This window comes from Pseudomonas sp. URIL14HWK12:I6 (assembly GCF_000514195.1).
In the GTDB taxonomy this organism is placed as follows: domain Bacteria; phylum Pseudomonadota; class Gammaproteobacteria; order Pseudomonadales; family Pseudomonadaceae; genus Aquipseudomonas; species Aquipseudomonas putida_A.
In genome coordinates this window covers 74272-95345 of the sequence record NZ_AZVL01000017.1, presented here as the reverse complement: position 1 = coordinate 95345, position 21074 = coordinate 74272, and the positions used below count along the sequence as shown (strand labels likewise).

The 21074-nt window shown below is 61.1% G+C and carries 16 protein-coding genes; 8 read left to right on the top strand and 8 right to left on the bottom strand.

Translation table 11 applies throughout. The features are described from left to right. Positions 1 to 20: 20 nt before the first annotated feature. Complete coding sequence (locus H043_RS0119785; RefSeq protein ID WP_027613304.1) at positions 21 to 947, top strand: LysR family transcriptional regulator; 927 nt, start codon at positions 21 to 23, stop codon at positions 945 to 947. 131 nt (positions 948 to 1078) lie between these two features. Here the strand turns inward: H043_RS0119785 and H043_RS0119780 are convergent, their stop codons facing one another. The 3 genes from H043_RS0119780 to H043_RS0119770 form a co-directional block, all read right to left on the bottom strand. Then, positions 1079 to 1807, bottom strand: coding sequence for an aspartate/glutamate racemase family protein (locus tag H043_RS0119780; protein WP_027613303.1), 729 nt, complete (start codon positions 1805 to 1807; stop codon positions 1079 to 1081). 53 nt (positions 1808 to 1860) lie between these two features. Further along, positions 1861 to 3399, bottom strand: coding sequence for an NCS1 family nucleobase:cation symporter-1 (locus tag H043_RS0119775; protein WP_027613302.1), 1539 nt, complete (start codon positions 3397 to 3399; stop codon positions 1861 to 1863). Positions 3400 to 3978: 579 nt separating this feature from the next. Beyond that, a complete protein-coding gene (locus tag H043_RS0119770) occupies positions 3979 to 4713 on the bottom strand; it encodes a phosphoadenylyl-sulfate reductase (RefSeq protein ID WP_003223260.1) in 735 nt (244 codons plus the stop codon). A gap of 163 nt (positions 4714 to 4876) precedes the next feature. Here H043_RS0119770 and thrH point away from each other — a divergent pair, with 163 nt between their 5' ends. Beyond that, on the top strand, positions 4877 to 5494 hold the full coding sequence (gene thrH, locus H043_RS0119765) for a bifunctional phosphoserine phosphatase/homoserine phosphotransferase ThrH (RefSeq protein WP_027613301.1): 618 nt from the start codon (positions 4877 to 4879) through the stop codon (positions 5492 to 5494). A 110-nt stretch (positions 5495 to 5604) separates the two neighbouring features. Here the strand turns inward: thrH and pabB are convergent, their stop codons facing one another. From pabB to H043_RS0119745, 4 genes are all read right to left on the bottom strand, one after another. After that, positions 5605 to 6948 carry an aminodeoxychorismate synthase component I gene (gene pabB, locus H043_RS0119760; protein WP_027613300.1) on the bottom strand — a complete coding sequence of 448 codons (1344 nt, stop codon included), beginning with the start codon at positions 6946 to 6948 and terminating at the stop codon, positions 5605 to 5607. A 213-nt stretch (positions 6949 to 7161) separates the two neighbouring features. Further along, on the bottom strand, positions 7162 to 8148 hold the full coding sequence (locus H043_RS0119755; RefSeq protein WP_027613299.1) for an alpha-L-glutamate ligase-like protein: 987 nt from the start codon (positions 8146 to 8148) through the stop codon (positions 7162 to 7164). After that, entirely contained in the window at positions 8148 to 9683 is a 1536-nt protein-coding gene (locus H043_RS0119750; protein ID WP_007960894.1) for an inactive transglutaminase family protein, read from the bottom strand. Before H043_RS0119750 ends, H043_RS0119755 begins: the two co-directional genes overlap by 1 nt. Before the next feature lie 5 nt (positions 9684 to 9688). Further along, a complete protein-coding gene (locus tag H043_RS0119745; protein ID WP_025110318.1) occupies positions 9689 to 10225 on the bottom strand; it encodes an ATP-dependent zinc protease in 537 nt (178 codons plus the stop codon). Positions 10226 to 10526: 301 nt separating this feature from the next. On the opposite strand from H043_RS0119745, the gene H043_RS0119740 reads away from it, so the two are divergent. The 5 genes from H043_RS0119740 (at position 10527) to prpF (ending at position 17455) form a co-directional block, all read left to right on the top strand. Further along, on the top strand, positions 10527 to 11249 hold the full coding sequence (locus H043_RS0119740) for a GntR family transcriptional regulator (RefSeq protein ID WP_169432611.1): 723 nt from the start codon (positions 10527 to 10529) through the stop codon (positions 11247 to 11249). Beyond that, a complete protein-coding gene (gene prpB, locus H043_RS0119735; RefSeq protein WP_027613298.1) occupies positions 11246 to 12139 on the top strand; it encodes a methylisocitrate lyase in 894 nt (297 codons plus the stop codon). Before H043_RS0119740 ends, prpB begins: the two co-directional genes overlap by 4 nt. Before the next feature lie 137 nt (positions 12140 to 12276). Continuing rightward, a complete protein-coding gene (prpC, locus tag H043_RS0119730) occupies positions 12277 to 13404 on the top strand; it encodes a 2-methylcitrate synthase (protein ID WP_027613297.1) in 1128 nt (375 codons plus the stop codon). Positions 13405 to 13603: 199 nt separating this feature from the next. After that, on the top strand, positions 13604 to 16198 hold the full coding sequence (gene acnD, locus H043_RS0119725) for a Fe/S-dependent 2-methylisocitrate dehydratase AcnD (RefSeq protein ID WP_027613296.1): 2595 nt from the start codon (positions 13604 to 13606) through the stop codon (positions 16196 to 16198). A gap of 54 nt (positions 16199 to 16252) precedes the next feature. After that, entirely contained in the window at positions 16253 to 17455 is a 1203-nt protein-coding gene (gene prpF / locus H043_RS0119720; protein WP_027613295.1) for a 2-methylaconitate cis-trans isomerase PrpF, read from the top strand. A 200-nt stretch (positions 17456 to 17655) separates the two neighbouring features. Here prpF and H043_RS0119715 read toward each other — a convergent pair whose 3' ends face one another. Then, positions 17656 to 18474 carry a pyruvate, water dikinase regulatory protein gene (locus H043_RS0119715; protein WP_007960912.1) on the bottom strand — a complete coding sequence of 273 codons (819 nt, stop codon included), beginning with the start codon at positions 18472 to 18474 and terminating at the stop codon, positions 17656 to 17658. Positions 18475 to 18648: 174 nt separating this feature from the next. Between H043_RS0119715 and ppsA the strand changes: the two genes are divergently transcribed. Further along, complete coding sequence (gene ppsA / locus H043_RS0119705) at positions 18649 to 21024, top strand: phosphoenolpyruvate synthase (RefSeq protein ID WP_027613294.1); 2376 nt, start codon at positions 18649 to 18651, stop codon at positions 21022 to 21024. Positions 21025 to 21074 lie beyond the last annotated feature (50 nt).

Below are 21074 nucleotides of genomic sequence, written 5' to 3'. Positions count from 1 at the left end.
AGAAGTTTATAGTGGCGATCATGGAAACTTTCAGCAGTATCGAATGCTTCGTGCGCAGCGCCGAAGTCGGCAGCTTTGCCGAGGCCGCCCGGCGCTTGAGCCTGACCCCGGCCGCTGTCGGCAAGAGTGTGGCGAAGCTCGAGGTGCGGCTCGGTGTACGGCTGTTCCAGCGTAGTACACGCAGCCTGACCCTGACCGAGGCAGGTCAGCTGTTTTTGAGTCAGGTCAGTGGCAGTCTGACGACGATTCAGAATGCGGTGGCCAATCTGGCGAGTGTGGAAGGGCTGCCGGCGGGGACGTTGAAAGTCAGCATGGGCACGGTATTCGGGCGCTTGTACATCGTGCCATTGCTGCAAGAATTTTTACGTCGGTTTCCGGCGATCAACCCTGACTGGCATTTTGATAACCGTCAGGTCGATTTGATTGGGCAGGGTTTCGATGCGGCGATTGGCGGCGGCTTTGAATTGCCCCAAGGCGTGGTCGCACGCAGATTGGCACCCGCGCATCGTGTGTTGGTCGCATCTGCTGAGTATCTGCAAAGGCACGAAGCCATCGCCGAACCGGATGACCTGCAACGTCACGATGGCATCCTGATTCGTTCGCCGCAGACCGGTCGAGTGCGCTCCTGGCAGTTGATCAGTGGCGGCAGTCAGCTCTGTCAGCCCTTGACCCTCAAGACGCGAATGACCATGAGCGACTCCGAAGCCGCCTGCGCTACTGCAGCACAAGGGCTGGGCATCGCGCTGGTCAGCATGCCGTTTGCCGTGGGTTACCTCGACGCGGGCACATTGCAACGCGTGCTGCCGGACTGGTACATCGATGACGGCAACATTTCGATCTACTACGCCGAGCATAAATTGTTGCCGGGCAAGACTCGGGCGTTTGTCGATTTTGTGATTGAGCAGTTTGCCGAGCGGGGGTTGGCTCGGCGGTTCAGTGCTGTCTGAGTTTGGCTTTTGACCGAGTTGCGGCCATCGCGAGCAGGCTCACTCCTACAGGAACAGTGTTGTGCCCGAAATCTGTGGGCAACACCGATCACTGTAGGAGCGAGCCTGCTCGCGAAGAGCGATAACCCGGTCTACCGGGCAAACCGCTCCGCCCAGCCAATGATCTGCTTTGGCCGTGGCGTCGCGTAAGTCCGCACTTTGGACGTCGACAACCCCAGTCGCACCAGCGATTCGGCGATGGTTACCGCCGCCGTCACGCCATCCACCACCGGCACGCCGGTGCGGCGGCGGATCTGCTCATCCAGCCCGGCCATGCCGCCGCAGCCCAGGCAAATCACCTCGGCCTTGTCCTGAGTCACCGCCAGTTCCGCTTGTTGCACGATGGCTTCCAGTGCGCGCTGTGGTTCGTGCTCCAACTCCAGCACCGCAAGACCACTGGCCCGCACCGAGGCACAGCGATCCCACAGGCCCGAGAGTTTCAGCCGGTCCTCGATCAGCGGCACGGTGCGGTCCAGCGTGGTCACCACCGAATAGGCGTGACCGAGGAACATCGCGGTACTGGCAGCCGCGTCGGTGATGTCCACCACCGGCACGTTGAGCAGTTCCTGCAATCCTTCGCGGCCGTGTTCGCCGTAACCGGCCTGAATCACCGCGTCGAACGGTTGATCGTAGGACATCACCCGGTCCATCACGGCGATGGCCGCCAGGTAACTTTCGAAATTGCCTTCCACCGAGTCGGCGCCGAAGAACGGCGTGAGGCCGACGATTTCCGTGCCGGGAGACGCGACGGCCTGCGCCGAGCGGGCGATGGCCTGGGTGATGGATTCGGTGGTGTTGACGTTGACCACAAGAATACGCATGGGAAGTCCTTATTGCGGGCAGTTCAGCGGCCCAAATCCGGGCCGCAAGGAAGTTAATGGCTGACGTTGTCGACGGCGATCGATTCGCCGCTGATGTCGGCGTAGTGCGGCTGACGTTTGGCGATGATCAGGTAGAGCATCGCGGCAATGCCGGCGCCCACCAGCCAGGAGAACGGCGAGATGCTGTGGAAGCCCGGCACCAGCGCCAGGACGATGGCGATCAACGCTGCCGGAATGAACGCCGCCACCGCGCGGAAATTCACTCCACGGCTGTAGTAATAGGCGCCGTTGGGGTCTTCGCTGTACAACTGCGGGACGTTGATCCGGCCTCTGCGGATCAGCCAGTAGTCGACCATGATCACCCCGTACAGCGGGCCGAGCAGGGCGCCGAGGCCGGAGAGGAAGTACACGATCACCAGCGGGCTGTTGTAGAGGTTCCACGGCAGGATCAGCACGGCGATGGTCGCGCTGATCAGCCCGGCGCGGCGGAAGGTCAGGTACTTCGGCGCCAGGTTGCTGAGGACGAAGGCCGGGGCGACGAAGTTGGCCATGATGTTCACCGCCACGGTGACGATCAGGAACGCCAGGCAACCGAGCACCAGAAAGAACGTATTGGGAATCGAGGCGATGATTTCGGTCGGGCTTTCGATGATCCGTCCGTTGATCTGAAATTGCGCACCGCAGAGCAGGACGGTGATAGCGGCGAACACCAGAATGTTCACCGGCAGGCCCCAGAAATTGCCGACCTTGATGGTCTTGCGGCACGGCGAAGAACGGGCGAAGTCGCAGAAATTCAGGATCAGCGTGCCGTAGATCGCCAGCCACAAGGCGCCGCCGGCAAAGATGTTGCGCCACATTTCGCCACCGCTCAGCGGTTCGCGGATCGACCAGGCAATCGTGGCGTTGGCCTGGGTGTACATCCACACGGCGAGGGCGGCGACGGTCAGCAGAATCACCGGCCCGGCAAACGCTTCGTAACGGCGGACCATTTCCATGCCGTAGGCGAGAATCGCCAGTTGCACGAACCAGATCGCCACGAAACACACCCAGCCCAGCGTCGATAGGCCGAGGATCGAGTTGTGGTCGTAATCGGCGAAGCCAGGATGAATCGCCGTCAGCAGCACACGAAATACCACCGACGCCAGATACGTCTGAATGCCGAACCAGGCGATGGCGATCACCGCGCGAATCAACGCCGGAATCTGTGCGCCGTGGATGCCGAAACTGATCCGGCTGATCACCGGAAACGGCACCCCGGTTTTCTGCCCCATGTAGCCGGACAGGTTCATGAAGAAGTACACCAGCGCCGCGCCGATCCCCAGCGACAGCAGAATCTGCCAGCCCCCCAGGCCCAACGCATACAGCCCGATGGCGAACGAGTAATTGGCGATGTTGTGCACATCGTTGGTCCACAGGGCGAAGATGCTGTATTTGCCCCAGCGCCGACCTTCGGCGCGGGTCGGTGCCAGGTCGCGGTTGTGCAGGCGCGGGCTCAGTTGTAACGGTTGAGCCAGACCCGTGTCGGGCAATGGCTGGTCGAGTGCAGAGGCGGGCAGATTCAGCGCGATGTTGTTGGAGAGACTTGTACGCATTCCGGCAGGCTCCTGATGGGCGGGGCCGCGATGACTGTGCATGAGCTCAGGGCTCGACAAATCTTCGTCGCGGCCAGCAGACATCACTGGTTACGGGGCATCTGCAGCCTGTACGGGATAGGGCGCTTCAGGCTTGCGGATCGAAAGTGTGGATTGATGTTTTGCAGTTTTGTATACAAAACATGTATGCACCAAAGCCAAATCTGTGCCAGTTAGCGATCTATGCAGCGCTGTGCTCATTTCTAAAAGTTATCGATGAGCGCTAAGTGTTTGAAAATAATTGGTTATAAATTGACCGATTGAACAGGTATTTATTTTTTGCGAGGGATTTTGCGGAGGTGGCAGAGCGCAGGAGAATTCAGCAGGGATGTAACTTTTCAGGGCGTGAAAGCAAAAAGTGCACACATAAATGGCACCGATGGTGACATTCGTGTGTACACATTTTTAAGGTGGCGCAATTGAAAAATGTGGGAGCGAGCCTGCTCGCGAATGCGTTGGATCAGTCAACGAAGATGTCGACTGAGACTACGCATTCGCGAGCAGGCTCGCTCCCACAGAGGATGTCACTGGAATTGGAAATCAGGCCTTGCTGATGATATTCCCCGCATGCAGCCCGCACTCTTTCTGCGTCGCTTCTTCCCACCACCAGCGGCCTTCGCGCTCGTGCTGGTTCGGCAGCACCGGGCGGGTGCACGGTTCGCAGCCGATGCTGATAAAGCCGCGTTCATGCAGGCTGTTGTACGGCAGTTCGAGCATGCGGATGTAACCCCAGATCTCTTCGCTGGTCATCTGCGCCAGCGGGTTGAACTTGTACAGGGTGCGCTCGGGCGTGGAGAAGGCGGTGTCGATTTCCAGCACCGCCACCGCGCTGCGGGTGCCCGGGCTCTGGTCGCGGCGCTGGCCGGTGGCCCAGGCTTTGACGCCGGACAGTTTGCGCCGCAGCGGTTCGATCTTGCGGATGCCGCAGCATTCGCCATGGCCGTCCTTGTAGAAACTGAACAGGCCTTTTTCCTTCACGAACGGTTCCAGCTTCGTGTAGTCCGGCGACACCAGTTCGATATCGATCTTGTAGTGCTCGCGCACCTGATCGATGAAGCGATAGGTTTCCGGGTGCAGGCGGCCGGTGTCGAGGCTGAACACCTTGACGTTCTTGTTCAGCTTCCAGGCCATGTCCACCAGCACCACATCCTCGGCACCACTGAAAGATATCCACAGCTCGTCACCGAACTCGGCGAACGCGAGTTTCAGGATGTCCTGGGCGGATTTGTTGGCATAGGTCGTGGCGAGTTCCACGACATCGAACGTTGGGCTCATCAGGGCGGCTTCCTACAGGTCGGTGGCGCTGGGCGCTCTATATGGCGGCGATGGTAACAAAAAGCGGCGGAGTAGGGTGTGCCCGCTGCGTTGCGCGGTGGCGGGGGAGTCGCTAGAGTTCGGGCTCGCTCGACTCAATAATCACTACAAACGGGAGTGTCTTGTGGAAATTGCTTGCCTGGATCTTGAAGGGGTACTGGTGCCGGAAATCTGGATCGCCTTCGCCGAAAAAACCGGAATCGAATCCCTCAAGGCCACCACCCGGGACATTTCCGATTACGACATGCTGATGAAGCAGCGTCTGCGCATCCTCGACGAGCACGGCCTGAAGCTCTCGGACATCCAGGAAGTAATCGCCACCCTCAAGCCGCTGGACGGCGCGGTGGAGTTCGTCGACTGGCTGCGCGAGCGCTTTCAGGTGGTGATTCTCTCGGACACCTTCTACGAATTTTCCCAGCCGCTGATGCGGCAACTGGGCTTTCCGACCTTGCTCTGCCACCGCCTGATCACGGACGACAGCGGGCGGGTGACCGGCTATCAATTGCGTCAGAAAGATCCCAAGCGTCAGTCGGTGCTGGCGTTCAAGAGCCTGTACTACCGGGTGATTGCGGCGGGGGATTCGTATAACGACACGAGCATGCTGGGTGAGGCGGATGCGGGGATTCTGTTCCATGCGCCGGACAACGTGATTCGCGAGTTCCCGCAGTTTCCGGCGGTGCATACGTTTGTCGAGTTGAAGCAGGAATTCCTCAAAGCCTCTAACAGAGCGTTGAGTTTGTAGTCGTCTGGAAGGACGCTTTCGCGAGCAGGCTCGCTCCCACAGGGAAATGCATTCCTAATGTGGGAGCGAACCTGCTCGCGAAGCTTTCAAGCTTTCAAGCTTTTAAGCTTTTAAAGGTTTTGCAGGGTTTCGAGGAGGATTCTGACCTTGGTAATCGACTCCTGATACTCCGCCTGCCAGTCCGAATCGGCCACGATCCCGCCGCCACCCCAGCAACACACTTGCCCATCCTTGACCAACAGACTGCGAATCGCGATGGAGCTGTCCATCTCGCCGCGTACGTCCAGGTACAGCAACGAACCGCAATACAAACCGCGCCGGGTCGGTTCCAGTTCATCGATGATCTGCATCGCACGGATCTTCGGTGCGCCGGTGATCGAGCCGCCGGGGAAACTGCCGGCAATCAGATCCAGCGCATCGCGATCCTCGGCCAGTTCACCGGTCACGCTGCTGACCAGGTGATGCACATTCGGATAGCTTTCCAGGCTGAACAGCTCCGGCACCCGCACCGAACCAATCCGGCAGGTGCGGCCGAGGTCGTTGCGCAGCAGGTCGACGATCATCAGGTTTTCCGCGCGATCCTTGGGGCTGGCCAGCAGTTCGGCGGCGTTGGCGGCGTCTTCGGCAGGTGTCAGGCCGCGCGGGCGGGTGCCCTTGATCGGACGGGTTTCCACCTGACGCTGGCTAACTTTGACGAAGCGCTCCGGCGACAGGCTCAACACCGCGTCGCCGTCGGGCAGGCTCTGGAAACCGGAAAACGGCGTCGGGCAGGCCTCGCGCAACGCGCAATAGGCCAGCCACGGATCGCCCTGACACGGTGCGCGGAAACGCTGGGCGAAGTTGACCTGATAGCAGTCGCCGGCCTGGATATATTGATGAATGCGTTCCAGCGCCTGGCGATAGTCATCGGCCGACAGGTCGGCGGTCATCGGCGTGTCCAGCTTGAACGGCGTCAGCGGCGCTGAAGTCGGTTGGCTGAACAGCGCGATCAGCCGTTGCCGTTCGCTGTCGGCCAGTGACGGGTGAAATATCAGTTGGCTGGTGGCGGTCTGGTGGTCGCTGATCAGCGCCCAGTCGTACAGGCCGAACCGCGCGTCGGGCAGTTGCAGATCATCCCGGGCCTGGCTCGGCAGGTGTTCCAGATGCCGGCCAAAGTCGTAGCTCAGGTAGCCGATCAGGCCGCCGGCGAACGGCAGATCATATTCGCCAGGCAGCTGCGCCTCGCCCAGACGGCTCAGGTTATCGCGCAGGCGTTGCAGGAAAACGCTGCCGCTTTCGTCGGGCAACACCGCCAGTTGTTCCAGCGGCCAGGCGCTGAGCAGGTCATAACGGCCACGGTCAGCACTCGGCCGACCGCTGTCGAGCAGCACGGCGCCGGGCGCATGGCGGATGGCCGCGAAGTAATCGGCGGGGTTGGCGCGGTAGGGCAGCGGGTGTACGGAACAGGTCAACATGGGCGGGGCAGATCGGCCATTGAGGCGGGGTGGGGATTGTAGTCTTCTGCGGGAATTGCTCCTAGAGGGGATGTCGGGGATTGGCAGGTTGGGGGCCGCGTTGAAACCTGCGGTGACCGGCAGTCCGCCTTCGCGAGCAGGCTCGCTCCCACATTGGAACGCATTTTCCTGTGGGAGCGAGCCTGCTCGCGAAGGCCGCGATGCGGTCCCGGATCAGCCCTCGACCGCCGGAATATGCCCAAACATCTCCTGAGTAAACGCCACCCGTTCCTCGACCGACTCCGTCACCTCGCGTGCCTTCAGCTCTTCCAGATGCGCCTCGACCGCATGCGTACGCAGGGTCAGCCCGCAATCGTTGGCAATCTGGATATTCAGCCCCGGCCGCGCGTTCAGCTCGAGAATCAGCGGGCCTTTCTCCTGGTCGAGCACCATGTCCACACCGATGTAACCCAGGCCGCACAGCTCGTAGCAGCCGGCGGCGAGCTTCATGAAACCGTCCCAGTAGGGCAGTTGCACGCCGTCCACCGCGTTGGTGGTGTCGGGGTGTTTGGTGATGATGTTGTTCAGCCAGGTACCGCGCAGGGTCAGGCCGGTGGCGAGGTCGACACCGACGCCGATGGCGCCCTGGTGCAGGTTGGCCTTGCCGCCGGACTGACGGGTCGGCAAACGCAGCATGGCCATCACCGGATAGCCCATCAGCACGATGATGCGGATGTCCGGCACGCCTTCGTAGCTGATGCTCTTGAAGATCTGGTCCGGGGTCACCCGGTATTCGATCAGCGCGCGGTCGCGGTGGCCGCCCAGCGAATACAGGCCGGTAAGAATGCTCGAGATGTGATGTTCGAGTTCTTCATGGGCAAGGATCTTGCCCGAGACCGTGCGATAGCGGCCCTCGAAGCGGTCGGCGATGACGATGATGCCGTCACCGCCAGCGCCCTGGGCTGGCTTGATCACGAAGTCGTTGCGCCCGCCGATGATCTCGTCGAGCTTGTCGATTTCCTTCTCCGTGGAGATCACGCCGTACAGTTCCGGCACATGAATGCCGGCCTCGATCGCGCGCTCCTTGGTGATGATCTTGTCATCGACGATCGGGTACAGGCTGCGCTTGTTGTACTTGAGCACGTAGTCGGCGTTACGCCGATTGATGCCCATGATGCCCCGCGCCTCCAGGGCCTTCCAGGTCTTCCAGAAACCGAACATCAGGCGTCAGCCTTTTTCAGGAAAGCCTTGAAGCGCACCAGTTCGGTCAGGCGGTAGCCGCGATAGCGACCCATCGCCAGCATGAAGCCGACCAGAATCAGCAGGATCGCCGGGAAGGTGAACACGAAGTACACCAGCTCCGGCACGGTCATGATCAGGTGTGCCAGCGAGGCGGCGAACAGGGTGCCGATCGCCACTTTCATGGCATGGCTGGCGCCGCGTTCTTCCCAGGTGATCGACAGGCGTTCGATGGTCATGGTCAGAATCACCATCGGGAACAGCGCCACCGACAGACCACGCTCCAGACCAAGCTTGTGGCTGAACAGGCTGATGGCGGCAATCAGCACAACCACGAAGGTCAACACCACCGACAGGCGCGGCAGCATCTGCAGCTTCAAATGTTCCAGATACGAACGTAATGACAGGCCCAGCGCGGTGATCACGGTAAACAGCAGGATGCCGAAGCCCAGTTGCGTTTCGCGGAAGGCCAGGGCGATCAGTACCGGGGTAAAGGTACCAAGGGTCTGCAGGCCGATCAGGTTGCGCAGGATCAGGATCACCAGCACGCCGATCGGGATCATCACCATGATCATGAACGTCTGCTGGGTCTGCAGCGGCAGGCCGTACAGCGAGTATTCGAGGAAGTTGGCGTCGGTGTTTTCGTCGGTCAGCTTGGCCAGACGAATCGCGTTCATCTCGCTGTTGTTCAGGCTGAAGGTCACGTTGGCTTTCTTCGCGCCCTCGATGGTGATCAGGTTTTCATCACCGGTCCACCACAGCAGGCGGTCGGTCGGCAGGCCTTGCTCGCCGGTTTCCGGGTTGAAGTACAGCCAGTCGTTGCCGTTGAAACTGCGCAGCCACAGTTCCGGGGTTTGCGGCTGATCGGCGACGAGGCGGATGGTGTGGACTTTTTCCACCGGCACGTGAGCGATCGACAGCAGCAGTTCGACGATCTTCGCCTTGTGCGGTGTCGACGGGTCGCCTGCCAGCAGCAGTTTGACGTTGTCATCGTTGGCGTTGTTGACGCGTTTGATCGCTTCGCCGATGAAGGTTTCGACGTCGGCCGAGTGCTGGCGGATCGGCGCGAGCAAGGCTTCGGCGGCGATTTTTTCCGGGCCTTCGATGGCGATGCTGTCGCGGAAGGTCGGGCCTTTGATCTTGGATTTTTCCGCGGTGTAGCGCTTGGTCAGCACCAGACGGTAATAAAGGGTCTGGTTGCCCTTGGCCCGGCGCGCCGACCAGGTGACCTTGCGGTTGCCGTCGACGCGGTTGACTGCCACGCCGTAGTTATTGGAGATAAAGCTTTCGTTGAGGCTGACGTAATCGCGGCTCAGCGGTGGCACGAACATCTGGACCTTCACCGGGTCCTTGGTGCTGGCGACGAACTCGACTTTGGCGTCGATGTTCCACAAGTCGTCGGTGGCATCTTCGGTCACCGGGATGCCGAGCACGAAAATCTGATAGGCCGTAACCGAAACGCCCAGGAGCACCAGAATGGTGATCAGGATTTTCAGGTGGAAGGTTAGAGAACGCATGGAAATTACTCGGCGGTATGAGCGGCGATGGTGCAGGCAGGTTTGCCGGCAGCGTATTTAAGACTGGGGTCGACCAGCGCGTCGAAGCGTTTCAAGGCTTCGGAGCCGATCAAAAGCGGGTATTGGAACGCACTTCGGTCGGTCAGGTTCACTTCGATGCTGCGCAACGCCGTGCCCATGCAGATATCCAGCTCGATCACCGGGCGCGCGGTGTACTTTTTACCTTCTTCCGGGTCGTAGTCGCCGGCGCGGCGTTTGATCTTGCTGACCCGGGCCAGCGGCCGCTCGATCGGGTGCGAATGCGCCGCGTCGATCGCCAGGTAGAAACGCACCCAGGACTCGCCGTTGCGTTTGAAGCGTTTGATGTCGCGGGCACTCAGCGAGGCGGTTTTGGCGCCGGTGTCGAGTTTGGCCGCGACTTGCAGATTGATGCCGTCAAGCGATGCGTATTCGTTGAGGCCGTACACGGTTTTTTCCCCCGCCGCGGCGAGGCCGGGCAGGCAAAACAGCGCAAAAAATGTGGGGAAGGGCTTGAGTCTCATAAATCCTGGTGCGCAGCGTTCCGTTTTCGGTTCAGGTTCCTGGCAATACTGCGCAAGCTCCTTCGTGTGCCTATCAGCTTTTTATGACAAGCCGTACAAATGGCCAGCAAATGCGGGCGGCATTCTAGCACGGTGGTTTTATGGCGCCAGCGCTCCCGCCGGTCTATACCCCTTGGGTAATCCTGTGGGAGATTGCCTAGGGCTATTAGACGATTGTCGACAATATCTATTTATCCTTTGACTGATGCCGGCTAATTGGCTAGTTTTTGCCGCATTGGATTTAAAGGTGTCGACAATCATGCTGGATCAACTCGATCCCCCGGTCATCAGCGGCGACGATTCCGAGACGCTCTCGGAAAACGTCTTCCGGCGCATCCAGGCGGCCATCGTCAAAGGCGAGATCGCCCCAGGCAGCAAGATCTCCGAACCCGAGCTGGCGCGCACTTATGGCATCAGTCGCGGGCCGCTGCGCGAGGCCATCCATCGGCTCGAAGGCCAACGCCTGCTGGTGCGCGTACCGCATGTCGGCGCGCGGGTGGTGTCGCTCAGCCACGCCGAATTGCTCGAACTCTACGAAATCCGCGAATCCCTTGAAGGCATGGCCTGCCGACTGGCGGCCGAGCGCATGAGCGTCGAAGAAATCGACGAACTGCGCCGGGTGCTGGAAACCCACGAGCGCGACGCGGCGTTCCAGGCCGGGGTCGGCTATTACCAGCAGGAAGGCGATTTCGACTTTCACTACCGGATCATCCAGGGCAGCGGCAACCGCACGCTGACCCAGATGCTCTGCGGCGAGCTGTATCAACTGGTGCGCATGTACCGCATCCAGTTTTCCACCACGCCCAACCGCCCGCGTCAGGCCTTCGCCGAACACCACCGGATTCTCGATGCCATCGCCGACCGTGACGGCGAGCTCGCGGAATTGTTGATGCGCCGCCACATCGGCGCCTCGAAACGCAACATCGCCCGTCACTACCAGGACGGCGCCGACAATAAGACAGCCACTGAACGAGGTGAGTCATGAGTTCCAAGCACAACACTCCAGGCCAGCGTTTCCGCGATGCGGTCGCCAGCGAGCATCCATTGCAGGTGGTCGGCGCGATCAACGCCAACCACGCGCTGCTGGCCAAGCGTGCCGGTTTCAAGGCGATCTACCTGTCCGGTGGCGGGGTGGCCGCAGGCTCGCTCGGCGTGCCGGATCTGGGCATCACCGGCCTGGATGATGTGCTCACCGACGTGCGGCGCATCACCGACGTCTGCGACCTGCCGCTGCTGGTGGACGTCGACACCGGTTTCGGTTCGTCGGCGTTCAACGTGGCGCGCACCGTGAAGTCGATGATCAAGTTTGGCGCGGCGGCGATTCACATCGAGGACCAGGTCGGCGCCAAGCGCTGCGGCCATCGTCCGAACAAGGAAATCGTCAGCCAGCAGGAAATGGTCGATCGCATCAAGGCCGCGGTCGATGCCCGTACCGACGAGAGCTTCGTGATCATGGCGCGGACTGACGCGCTGGCGGTGGAAGGTCTGGAGTCGGCGCTTGATCGCGCCGCGGCGTGCATCGAGGCCGGCGCCGACATGATCTTCCCGGAAGCCATCACCGAGCTGGAGATGTACAAGCTGTTCGCCAACCGGGTGAAGGCGCCGATCCTCGCCAACATCACCGAGTTCGGCTCGACGCCGCTGTACACCACCGAGCAACTGGCCGGCGCCGACGTGTCGCTGGTGCTGTACCCGCTGTCGGCGTTCCGCGCGATGAACAAGGCAGCGGAAAACGTCTACACCGCGATCCGCCGCGACGGCACCCAGCAGAATGTCATCGACACCATGCAGACGCGCATGGAGCTTTACGATCGCATCGATTACCACACCTTCGAGCAGAAGCTCGATGCGTTGTTTGCACAAAAGAAAGGCTGAACAAGATCCCCTGTGGGAGCGAGCCTGCTCGCGAAAGCGGTGAGTCAGGCAATAACAAAGTGACTGACACGACGCTTTCGCGAGCAGGCTCGCTCCCACACGTTTCCCCTACAAATTCAAGAAAACTGGAGACAGCAATGGCCGAAGCAAAAGTACTCAGTGGCGCCGGGCTCCGTGGCCAGGTTGCCGGGCAAACCGCACTGTCCACCGTGGGCCAGGCCGGTGCCGGGCTGACCTATCGCGGCTACGACGTGCGTGAACTGGCGGCAGACGCGCAGTTCGAAGAGGTGGCGTACCTGTTGCTCTACGGCGAGCTGCCGACCCGTGCACAACTCGATGCCTACCAGCAAAAACTGAGCAAGCTGCGCGACCTGCCGCAAGCGCTGAAAGAAGTGCTCGAACGCATCCCTGCCGATGCGCACCCGATGGACGTGATGCGCACCGGTTGCTCGTTCCTCGGCAACCTTGAACCGGAGAAGGATTTTTCCGAACAGCGCGACAAGACCGACCGTCTGCTCGCCGCATTCCCGGCGATCATGTGCTACTGGTATCGCTTCAGTCACGACGGCAAACGCATCAACTGCGTTAGCGACGAGCCGACTATCGGCGGCCACTTCCTGCACTTGTTGCACGACAAGAAGCCGAGCGAACTGCACGTCAAAGTGATGAACGTGTCGCTGATCCTTTACGCCGAGCACGAATTCAACGCCTCGACGTTTACCGCTCGCGTTTGCGCATCGACCCTGTCCGACCTGTATTCCTGCGTCACGGCGGCTATCGGTTCGCTGCGTGGCCCGCTGCATGGCGGCGCCAACGAGGCGGCAATGGAAATGATCGAGCGCTTCTCGTCGCCGGAAGAGGCGATCAAAGGCACCCTCGGCATGCTCGAGCGCAAGGACAAGATCATGGGCTTCGGCCACGCGATCTATAAGGACAGCGATCCGCGTAACGAGGTGATCAAGGGCTGGTCGAAAAAACTCGCCGACGAAGTCGGTGACAAGGTGCTGTTCCCGGTCTCCGAAGCCATCGACAAGACCATGTGGGAGCAGAAAAAACTGTTCCCCAACGCCGACTTCTACCATGCCTCCGCGTACCACTTCATGGGCATCCCGACCAAGCTGTTCACGCCGATCTTCGTCTGCTCGCGCCTGACCGGCTGGGCCGCGCACGTGTTCGAACAGCGCGCCAACAACCGCATCATCCGTCCAAGCGCCGAGTACATCGGCGTCGAACAGCGCAAGTTCGTGCCAATCGAACGTCGCTGAATGGTGGGCTGACCCGGAACCAGAGAACACCGCTAGACCCTGTGGGAGCGAGCCTGCTCGCGAAGACGGACTGACATTCACCATGGATGTCGACTGATCTACCGCTTTCGCGAGCAGGCTCGCTCCCACAGTGGATGGTGTGTAACTCAGGTTTGTGTCAGCCACCCTTTGAAACTACCGTGACCCGAGTCCTGACCCGATGAACACAGAATTCCGCAAAAACCTGCCCGGCAGTTCCCTGGATTATTTCGACGCCCGTGCGGCGGTCGAGGCGATTCAGCCCGGCAGCTACGACACCCTGCCGTACACCTCCCGCGTGCTGGCGGAAAACCTCGTGCGTCGCTGCGACCCGGCCACGCTCACCGATTCCCTCAAACAACTGATCGAGCGCAAACGCGACCTCGACTTCCCGTGGTTTCCGGCGCGTGTCGTTTGCCACGACATTCTCGGCCAGACCGCACTGGTCGACCTCGCCGGCCTGCGTGACGCGATCGCCCTGCAGGGCGGTGACCCGGCGCAGGTCAACCCGGTGGTGCCGACGCAACTGATCGTCGACCACTCGCTGGCGGTGGAAGCGGGCGGTTTCGACAAGCAGGCGTTCGAGAAGAACCGCGCCATCGAAGACCGGCGCAACGAAGACCGTTTCCACTTCATCAACTGGACCAAAAAGGCCTTCAAAAACGTCGACGTGATCCCGCCGGGCAACGGCATCATGCACCAGATCAACCTGGAGAAAATGTCCCCGGTGATCCAGTTGCGCGACGGCGTGGCGTTCCCCGACACCTGCGTCGGCACAGACAGCCACACCCCGCACGTCGATGCGCTGGGCGTGATCGCCATCGGTGTCGGTGGCCTCGAAGCCGAGAGCGTGATGCTCGGCCGCGCCTCGTGGATGCGCCTGCCGGAAAGTGTCGGCGTCGAACTGACCGGCAAGCTGCAACCGGGCATCACCGCCACCGACATGGTGCTGGCGCTGACCGAATACCTGCGCAAACAGAAAGTCGTCGGCGCCTGGCTGGAGTTCTTCGGCGAAGGCGCCTCGGCGCTGACCCTCGGCGACCGCGCGACCATCTCCAACATGGCCCCGGAATACGGTGCCACCGCAGCGATGTTCTACATCGATCAGCAGACCATCGACTACCTGAAACTCACCGGTCGCGAAGACCAGCAAGTGCAACTGGTCGAGCAGTACGCCAAACTCAACGGCCTGTGGGCCGACAGCCTGAAAGGCGCGCAATACGAGCGTGGCCTGACTTTCGATCTGTCGTCGGTGGTGCGCAACATGGCCGGCCCGAGCAACCCGCACGCCCGTGTGGCGGTAGCGGATCTGGCGGCCAAAGGCATCTCCGGGCAGTGGGATGACGTGCCGGGGCAAATGCCCGACGGCGCGGTGATCATCGCTGCCATCACCAGCTGCACCAACACCAGCAACCCGCGCAACGTGATCGCCGCCGGTCTGCTGGCGCGCAACGCCAACAAGCTCGGCCTGACCCGCAAGCCGTGGGTCAAATCCTCGCTGGCACCGGGGTCGAAAACCGTGGCGCTGTATCTCGATGAGGCGGGGCTGACCACGGAGCTGGAGCAACTCGGTTTCGGCGTCGTCGCGTTTGCCTGCACCACTTGCAACGGCATGTCCGGCGCCCTCGATCCGGTGATCCAGCAAGAGATCATCGACCGCGATCTGTATGCGACGGCCGTGCTCTCCGGCAACCGCAACTTCGACGGCCGCATTCACCCGTACGCCAAACAGGCGTTCCTCGCGTCGCCGCCGCTGGTGGTCGCGTACGCCATCGCCGGAACCATCCGTTTCGACATCGAGAAAGATGTGTTGGGTGTGGTCGACGGCAAGGAAATCCGCCTGAAGGACATCTGGCCGAGCGACGAAGAAATCGATGCGGTGGTGAGGTCGTCGGTCAAGCCGGAGCAGTTCCGTCAGGTCTACATTCCGATGTTCGCCATCCACGAAGACACCGGCCCGAAAGTCACGCCGCTGTACGACTGGCGCGAGATGAGCACCTATATCCGCCGGCCGCCATACTGGGAAGGTGCGCTGGCCGGCGCGCGGCCGCTGAAGGGCATGCGCCCGCTGGCGGTGCTGCCGGACAACATCACCACCGATCACCTGTCGCCCTCCAACGCGATCATGCTCGACAGCGCTGCCGGTGAATACCTGGCGAAAATGGGCCTGCCGGAAGAAGACTTCAACTCCTACGCCACGCACCGTGGCGACCACTTGACCGCGCAACGCGCGACCTTCGCCAACCCGAAACTGTTCAACGAAATGGTCCAGGAAAACGGCAAGGTCAAACAGGGTTCGCTGGCGCGGGTCGAGCCGGAAGGCCAGGTGATGCGCATGTGGGAAGCCATCGAAACCTACATGGAGCGCAAGCAGCCGCTGATCATCATCGCCGGTGCCGACTACGGTCAGGGTTCGTCCCGCGACTGGGCGGCGAAGGGCGTGCGACTGGCAGGCGTGGAAGCGATCGTAGCCGAAGGTTTCGAGCGCATTCACCGCACCAACCTGGTGGGCATGGGCGTGTTGCCGCTGGAGTTCAAACCGGGCACCGACCGCCACACCTTGGCCATCGACGGCAGCGAAACCTACGACGTGATCGGCGCCCGCACCCCGCGCGCCGACCTGACGCTGGTGATCCATCGCAAGTCCGGCGAACGTGTTGAGGTGCCGGTGACCTGCCGTCTGGATACCGCTGAAGAAGTGTCGATCTACGAGGCCGGCGGCGTGTTGCAGCGCTTCGCCCAGGACTTCCTCGAAGAGTCGGCGGTTGCCGTTTAAATCACGTAGTGCGAGCGCGGGTCGGTTGACCCGCGTTTGCGGATAAGGAGCACCATGGCTCACGCAGCTCATTTCGCACCGCAGATCAAAATCCCCGCCACCTACATGCGCGGCGGCACCAGCAAAGGCGTGTTCTTCAGCCTCGAGGATCTGCCCGAAGCCGCGCAGGTTCCCGGCCCCGCCCGCGATGCCTTGCTGCTGCGGGTGATCGGCAGCCCCGACCCGTACGACAAGCAGATCGACGGCATGGGCGGCGCCACGTCGAGCACCAGCAAAACCGTAATCCTGTCGAAAAGCATCAAGGCTGATCACGACGTCGATTACCTGTTCGGTCAGGTGTCCATCGACAAGCCGTTCGTGGACTGGAGCGGCAACTGTGGCAACCTCTCGGCAGCGGTCGGTTCGTTCGCCATCAGCAACGGTCTGGTGGAGGCCAGCCGCATTCCGCACAACGGTGTGGCGGTGGTGCGCGTGTGGCAGGCCAACATCGGCAAGACCATCATCGCCCACGTGCCGATCACCAACGGCGAAGTGCAGGAAACCGGTGATTTCGAGCTCGACGGCGTGACCTTTCCGGCCGCCGAAGTGCAGGTCGAATTCATGGACCCGGCGGCGGAAGAAGAGGGCGGCGGCGGTTCGATGTTCCCCACCGGTAACCTGATCGACGAGCTGGAAGTGCCGGGTGTCGGCACGTTCCAGGCGACCATGATCAACGCCGGGATCCCGACGATTTTCGTCAACGCCGCAGACATCGGCTACACCGGCACCGAACTGCAAAGCGCGATCAACAGCGACCCGCAAGCCTTGCAGATGTTCGAAACCATCCGCGCCTACGGTGCGTTGCGCATGGGCCTGATTTCCAGTCTGGATGAAGCGGCCAAGCGACAGCACACGCCGAAAGTCGCGTTTGTCGCCAAGCCTGCGGATTACGTGGCGTCCAGCGGCAAGGCGATTGCCGCCGCTGATGTGGATTTGCTGGTGCGTGCGTTGTCGATGGGCAAGTTGCACCACGCGATGATGGGTACGGCGGCGGTGGCAATCGGCACGGCGGCGGCGATTTCCGGGACTTTGGTGAATCTCGCTGCGGGCGGTGTCGAACGCAACGCGGTGCGCTTCGGCCATCCGTCCGGGACGCTGCGCGTAGGCGCCGAGGCCAGTCTGGAAAACGGTGAGTGGGTAGTGAAAAAGGCCATCATGAGCCGCAGTGCCCGCGTCCTCATGGAAGGCTACGTACGCATCCCAGGCGACTCCTTCTGACACTACACCGAACAAAAACTGTGGGAGCGGGCTTGCTCGCGAAGGCGTAGTGTCAGTCGACATTTTCGCTGGCTGACACACCGCCTTCGCGAGCAAGCCCGCTCCCACAAGGTTTTGTGCCTGGCACAACATGCATGAACACTCTGAAACCCTGTGGGAGCGGGCTTGCCCGCGAAGGCGCCAAAGCAGACGCCGCCAATCTATTTGAAACGCCGCTCCACACCTTTCTCCACCAGAATCTTCGCCGAAATCTCTTCCACCGAAAAATGTGTGGAGTTGATGTGCGGGATGTTCTCGCGGCGGAACAGGTTTTCCACTTCGCGCACTTCGAATTCGCACTGGGCGTAGCTCGAATAGCGGCTGTTGGGCTTGCGCTCGTTGCGGATCGCGGTGAGGCGGTCCGGGTCGATGGTCAGGCCGAACAACTTGTGCTGATGGGCGCGCAGGGCGGTCGGCAGGGTCAGACGCTCCATGTCGTCTTCGGTCAGCGGGTAGTTGGCCGCGCGGATACCGAACTGCATCGCCATGTACAGACACGTCGGCGTCTTACCACAACGCGACACGCCCACTAGTATCAGGTCGGCCTTGTCGTAATAGTGGGTGCGCGCGCCGTCGTCGTTGTCGAGGGCGAAGTTCACCGCCTCGATGCGCTCCATGTAATTGGAGTTGTGCCCGATCGAGTGGGACTTGCCGACGGTGTAGGAAGAATGCTCGGTCAGTTCCTGTTCGAGCGGGGCGAGGAAGGTCGAGAAAATGTCGATCATGAAACCATTGGACGTTGCGAGAATCTCACGGATGTCCTGATTGACGATGGTGTCGAAGATGATCGGACGGAAGCCGTCGGTTTCAGCGGCTTTGTTGATTTGTTGTACCATGGCCCGCGCTTTGTCCGCGTTGTCGATATACGGCCGCGTGAGCTTGGTGAAGGTAATGTTTTCGAACTGCGCCAGAAGGCTTTGACCCAGGGTTTCGGCGGTAATGCCGGTGCCATCGGAGATAAAGAAAGCAGATCGTTTCATTTGCACCTTGGGCCTTAAGCTAAAGAGTATTTCTGGATATGATAGGCGCGATTTGCCGGCCGCCATTGGCCCGCATTCTCACTTATTTTCCAGGTCCAGGCCATACAGCCGGCCAACGCTCCCCCGAGCCGCCGGTTTCTGAGCTTTTCCAACACAGTTAGTGGAGAGATCACCTTGGTAGAGTACGTAGTTTCCCTCGATAAGCTCGGCAAACACGATGTTGAGCATGTGGGGGGCAAGAACGCATCCCTGGGCGAGATGATCAGCAACCTGGCGGGTGCCGGTGTGTCGGTCCCCGGCGGCTTTGCCACCACCGCGCGGGCCTATCGCGACTTTCTCGAACTGAGCGGCCTCAACGACCAGATCCACAAGGCTCTCGACGCCCTGGACGTCGATGACGTCAATGCACTGGCCAAGACCGGTGCGCAGATCCGTCAATGGATCATGGACGCCGAATTCCCTGAAAAACTCAATACCGAGATCCGCACCGCGTTCGCCGCGCTGTCGGCCGGCAACCCTGACGTGGCCGTGGCCGTGCGTTCTTCCGCCACCGCCGAAGACTTGCCGGATGCTTCGTTCGCCGGCCAGCAGGAAACCTTCCTGAACATCCGTGGCGTGGAAAACGTTATCCGCGCCGCCAAAGAGGTGTTCGCTTCGCTGTTCAACGACCGGGCGATTTCCTACCGCGTGCACCAGGGCTTCGACCACAAACTGGTCGCCCTGTCGGCTGGCGTGCAGCGTATGGTGCGTTCGGAAACCGGTACCGCTGGCGTGATGTTCACCCTCGATACCGAATCCGGTTTCCGTGACGTGGTGTTCATCACCGGCGCCTACGGTCTGGGCGAAACCGTTGTTCAAGGCGCGGTCAACCCCGACGAATTCTATGTGCACAAAGGCACCCTGGAAGCCGGTCGCCCGGCGATCCTGCGCCGCAACCTGGGCAGCAAAGCGATCAAGATGATCTACGGCGACGAGGCCAAGGCCGGTCGTTCGGTGAAGACCGTCGATGTCGACAAGGCCGAACGCGCGCGTTTCTGCCTGACCGACGCCGAAGTCAGCGAGCTGGCCAAGCAGGCGATGATCATCGAGAAGCACTACGGCTGCCCGATGGACATCGAGTGGGCCAAAGACGGTGACGACGGCAAGCTGTACATCGTGCAGGCCCGTCCGGAAACCGTGAAAAGCCGCACCCAGGCCAACGTCATGGAACGTTACCTGTTGAAAGAAACCGGCACCGTGCTGGTGGAAGGTCGTGCCATCGGCCAGCGCATCGGCGCCGGCAAAGTGCGGATCATCAAGGACGTCTCGGAAATGGACAAAGTCCAGGCCGGTGACGTGCTGGTCTCCGACATGACCGACCCGGACTGGGAGCCGGTGATGAAGCGCGCCAGCGCCATCGTCACCAACCGTGGCGGCCGTACCTGCCACGCGGCGATCATCGCCCGTGAACTGGGGATTCCAGCGGTCGTGGGCTGCGGCAACGCCACCCAACTGTTGAAAGATGGCCAGGGCGTAACCGTGTCCTGCGCCGAAGGCGACACCGGTTACATCTTCGAAGGCGAGCTGGGCTTCGACGTCAAGAAGAACTCCGTGGACGCCATGCCGGAGTTGCCGTTCAAGATCATGATGAACGTCGGCAATCCGGACCGCGCCTTCGATTTCGCGCAGCTGCCGAACGCCGGTGTGGGCCTGGCCCGTCTGGAATTCATCATCAACCGCATGATCGGCGTGCACCCGAAAGCGCTGCTGAACTACGACGGTCTGCCGCAGGAAATCAAGGACAGCGTCGACAAGCGCATCGCCGGTTACAACGATCCGGTCGGCTTCTACGTCGAAAAACTGGTGGAAGGCATCAGCACCCTCGCTGCTGCGTTCTGGCCGAAGAAGGTCATCGTGCGTCTGTCGGACTTCAAGTCCAACGAATACGCGAACCTGATCGGCGGCAAGCTGTACGAGCCGGAAGAAGAAAACCCGATGCTCGGCTTCCGTGGCGCTTCGCGTTACATCAGCGAATCGTTCCGTGACTGCTTCGAACTCGAATGCCGCGCGTTGAAACGCGTGCGCAACGAGATGGGCCTGACCAACGTCGAAATCATGGTGCCGTTCGTCCGTACCCTCGGCGAAGCCAGTCAAGTGGTCGATTTGCTCGCCGAAAATGGCCTGGCCCGTGGCGACAACGGCCTGCGCGTGATCATGATGTGCGAACTGCCATCCAACGCGATTCTCGCTGAAGAGTTCCTCGAATTCTTCGACGGCTTCTCGATCGGCTCCAACGACCTGACTCAGCTGACACTGGGCCTGGACCGTGACTCCGGGATCATCGCGCACCTGTTCGACGAGCGTAATCCAGCGGTGAAGAAGCTGCTGGCCAACGCGATTGCCGCGTGCAACAAGGCCGGCAAGTACATCGGCATCTGCGGTCAGGGCCCTTCGGACCACCCGGATCTGGCCAAATGGCTGATGGAGCAGGGCATCGAAAGCGTGTCGCTGAACCCGGACTCCGTGCTGGAAACCTGGTTCTTCCTCGCCGAAGGTCAGGCGCAGGCTTGATCCATATGTGAACGGCCATCCTCCCCTGTGGGAGCGGGCTTGCTCGCGAA

Excerpts from the sequence above, each read along its gene's own strand:
- H043_RS0119755 (WP_027613299.1), bottom strand. The coding sequence starts at position 8,148 with ATGTTCGGTTTCTGGAAGACCTGGAAGGCCCTGGAGGCGCGGGGCATC.
- H043_RS0119750 (WP_007960894.1), bottom strand. The coding sequence starts at position 9,683 with ATGCGTTCTCTAACCTTCCACCTGAAAATCCTGATCACCATTCTGGTG.
- acnD (WP_027613296.1), top strand. The coding sequence starts at position 13,604 with ATGAACACAGAATTCCGCAAAAACCTGCCCGGCAGTTCCCTGGATTAT.
- H043_RS0119780 (WP_027613303.1), bottom strand. The coding sequence starts at position 1,807 with ATGCGTATTCTTGTGGTCAACGTCAACACCACCGAATCCATCACCCAG.
- pabB (WP_027613300.1), bottom strand. The coding sequence starts at position 6,948 with ATGTTGACCTGTTCCGTACACCCGCTGCCCTACCGCGCCAACCCCGCC.
- prpB (WP_027613298.1), top strand. The coding sequence starts at position 11,246 with ATGAGTTCCAAGCACAACACTCCAGGCCAGCGTTTCCGCGATGCGGTC.
- H043_RS0119770 (WP_003223260.1), bottom strand. The coding sequence starts at position 4,713 with ATGAGCCCAACGTTCGATGTCGTGGAACTCGCCACGACCTATGCCAAC.
- H043_RS0119785 (WP_027613304.1), top strand. The coding sequence starts at position 21 with ATGGAAACTTTCAGCAGTATCGAATGCTTCGTGCGCAGCGCCGAAGTC.
- prpC (WP_027613297.1), top strand. The coding sequence starts at position 12,277 with ATGGCCGAAGCAAAAGTACTCAGTGGCGCCGGGCTCCGTGGCCAGGTT.
- prpF (WP_027613295.1), top strand. The coding sequence starts at position 16,253 with ATGGCTCACGCAGCTCATTTCGCACCGCAGATCAAAATCCCCGCCACC.
- H043_RS0119715 (WP_007960912.1), bottom strand. The coding sequence starts at position 18,474 with ATGAAACGATCTGCTTTCTTTATCTCCGATGGCACCGGCATTACCGCC.
- H043_RS0119775 (WP_027613302.1), bottom strand. The coding sequence starts at position 3,399 with ATGCGTACAAGTCTCTCCAACAACATCGCGCTGAATCTGCCCGCCTCT.
- H043_RS0119745 (WP_025110318.1), bottom strand. The coding sequence starts at position 10,225 with ATGAGACTCAAGCCCTTCCCCACATTTTTTGCGCTGTTTTGCCTGCCC.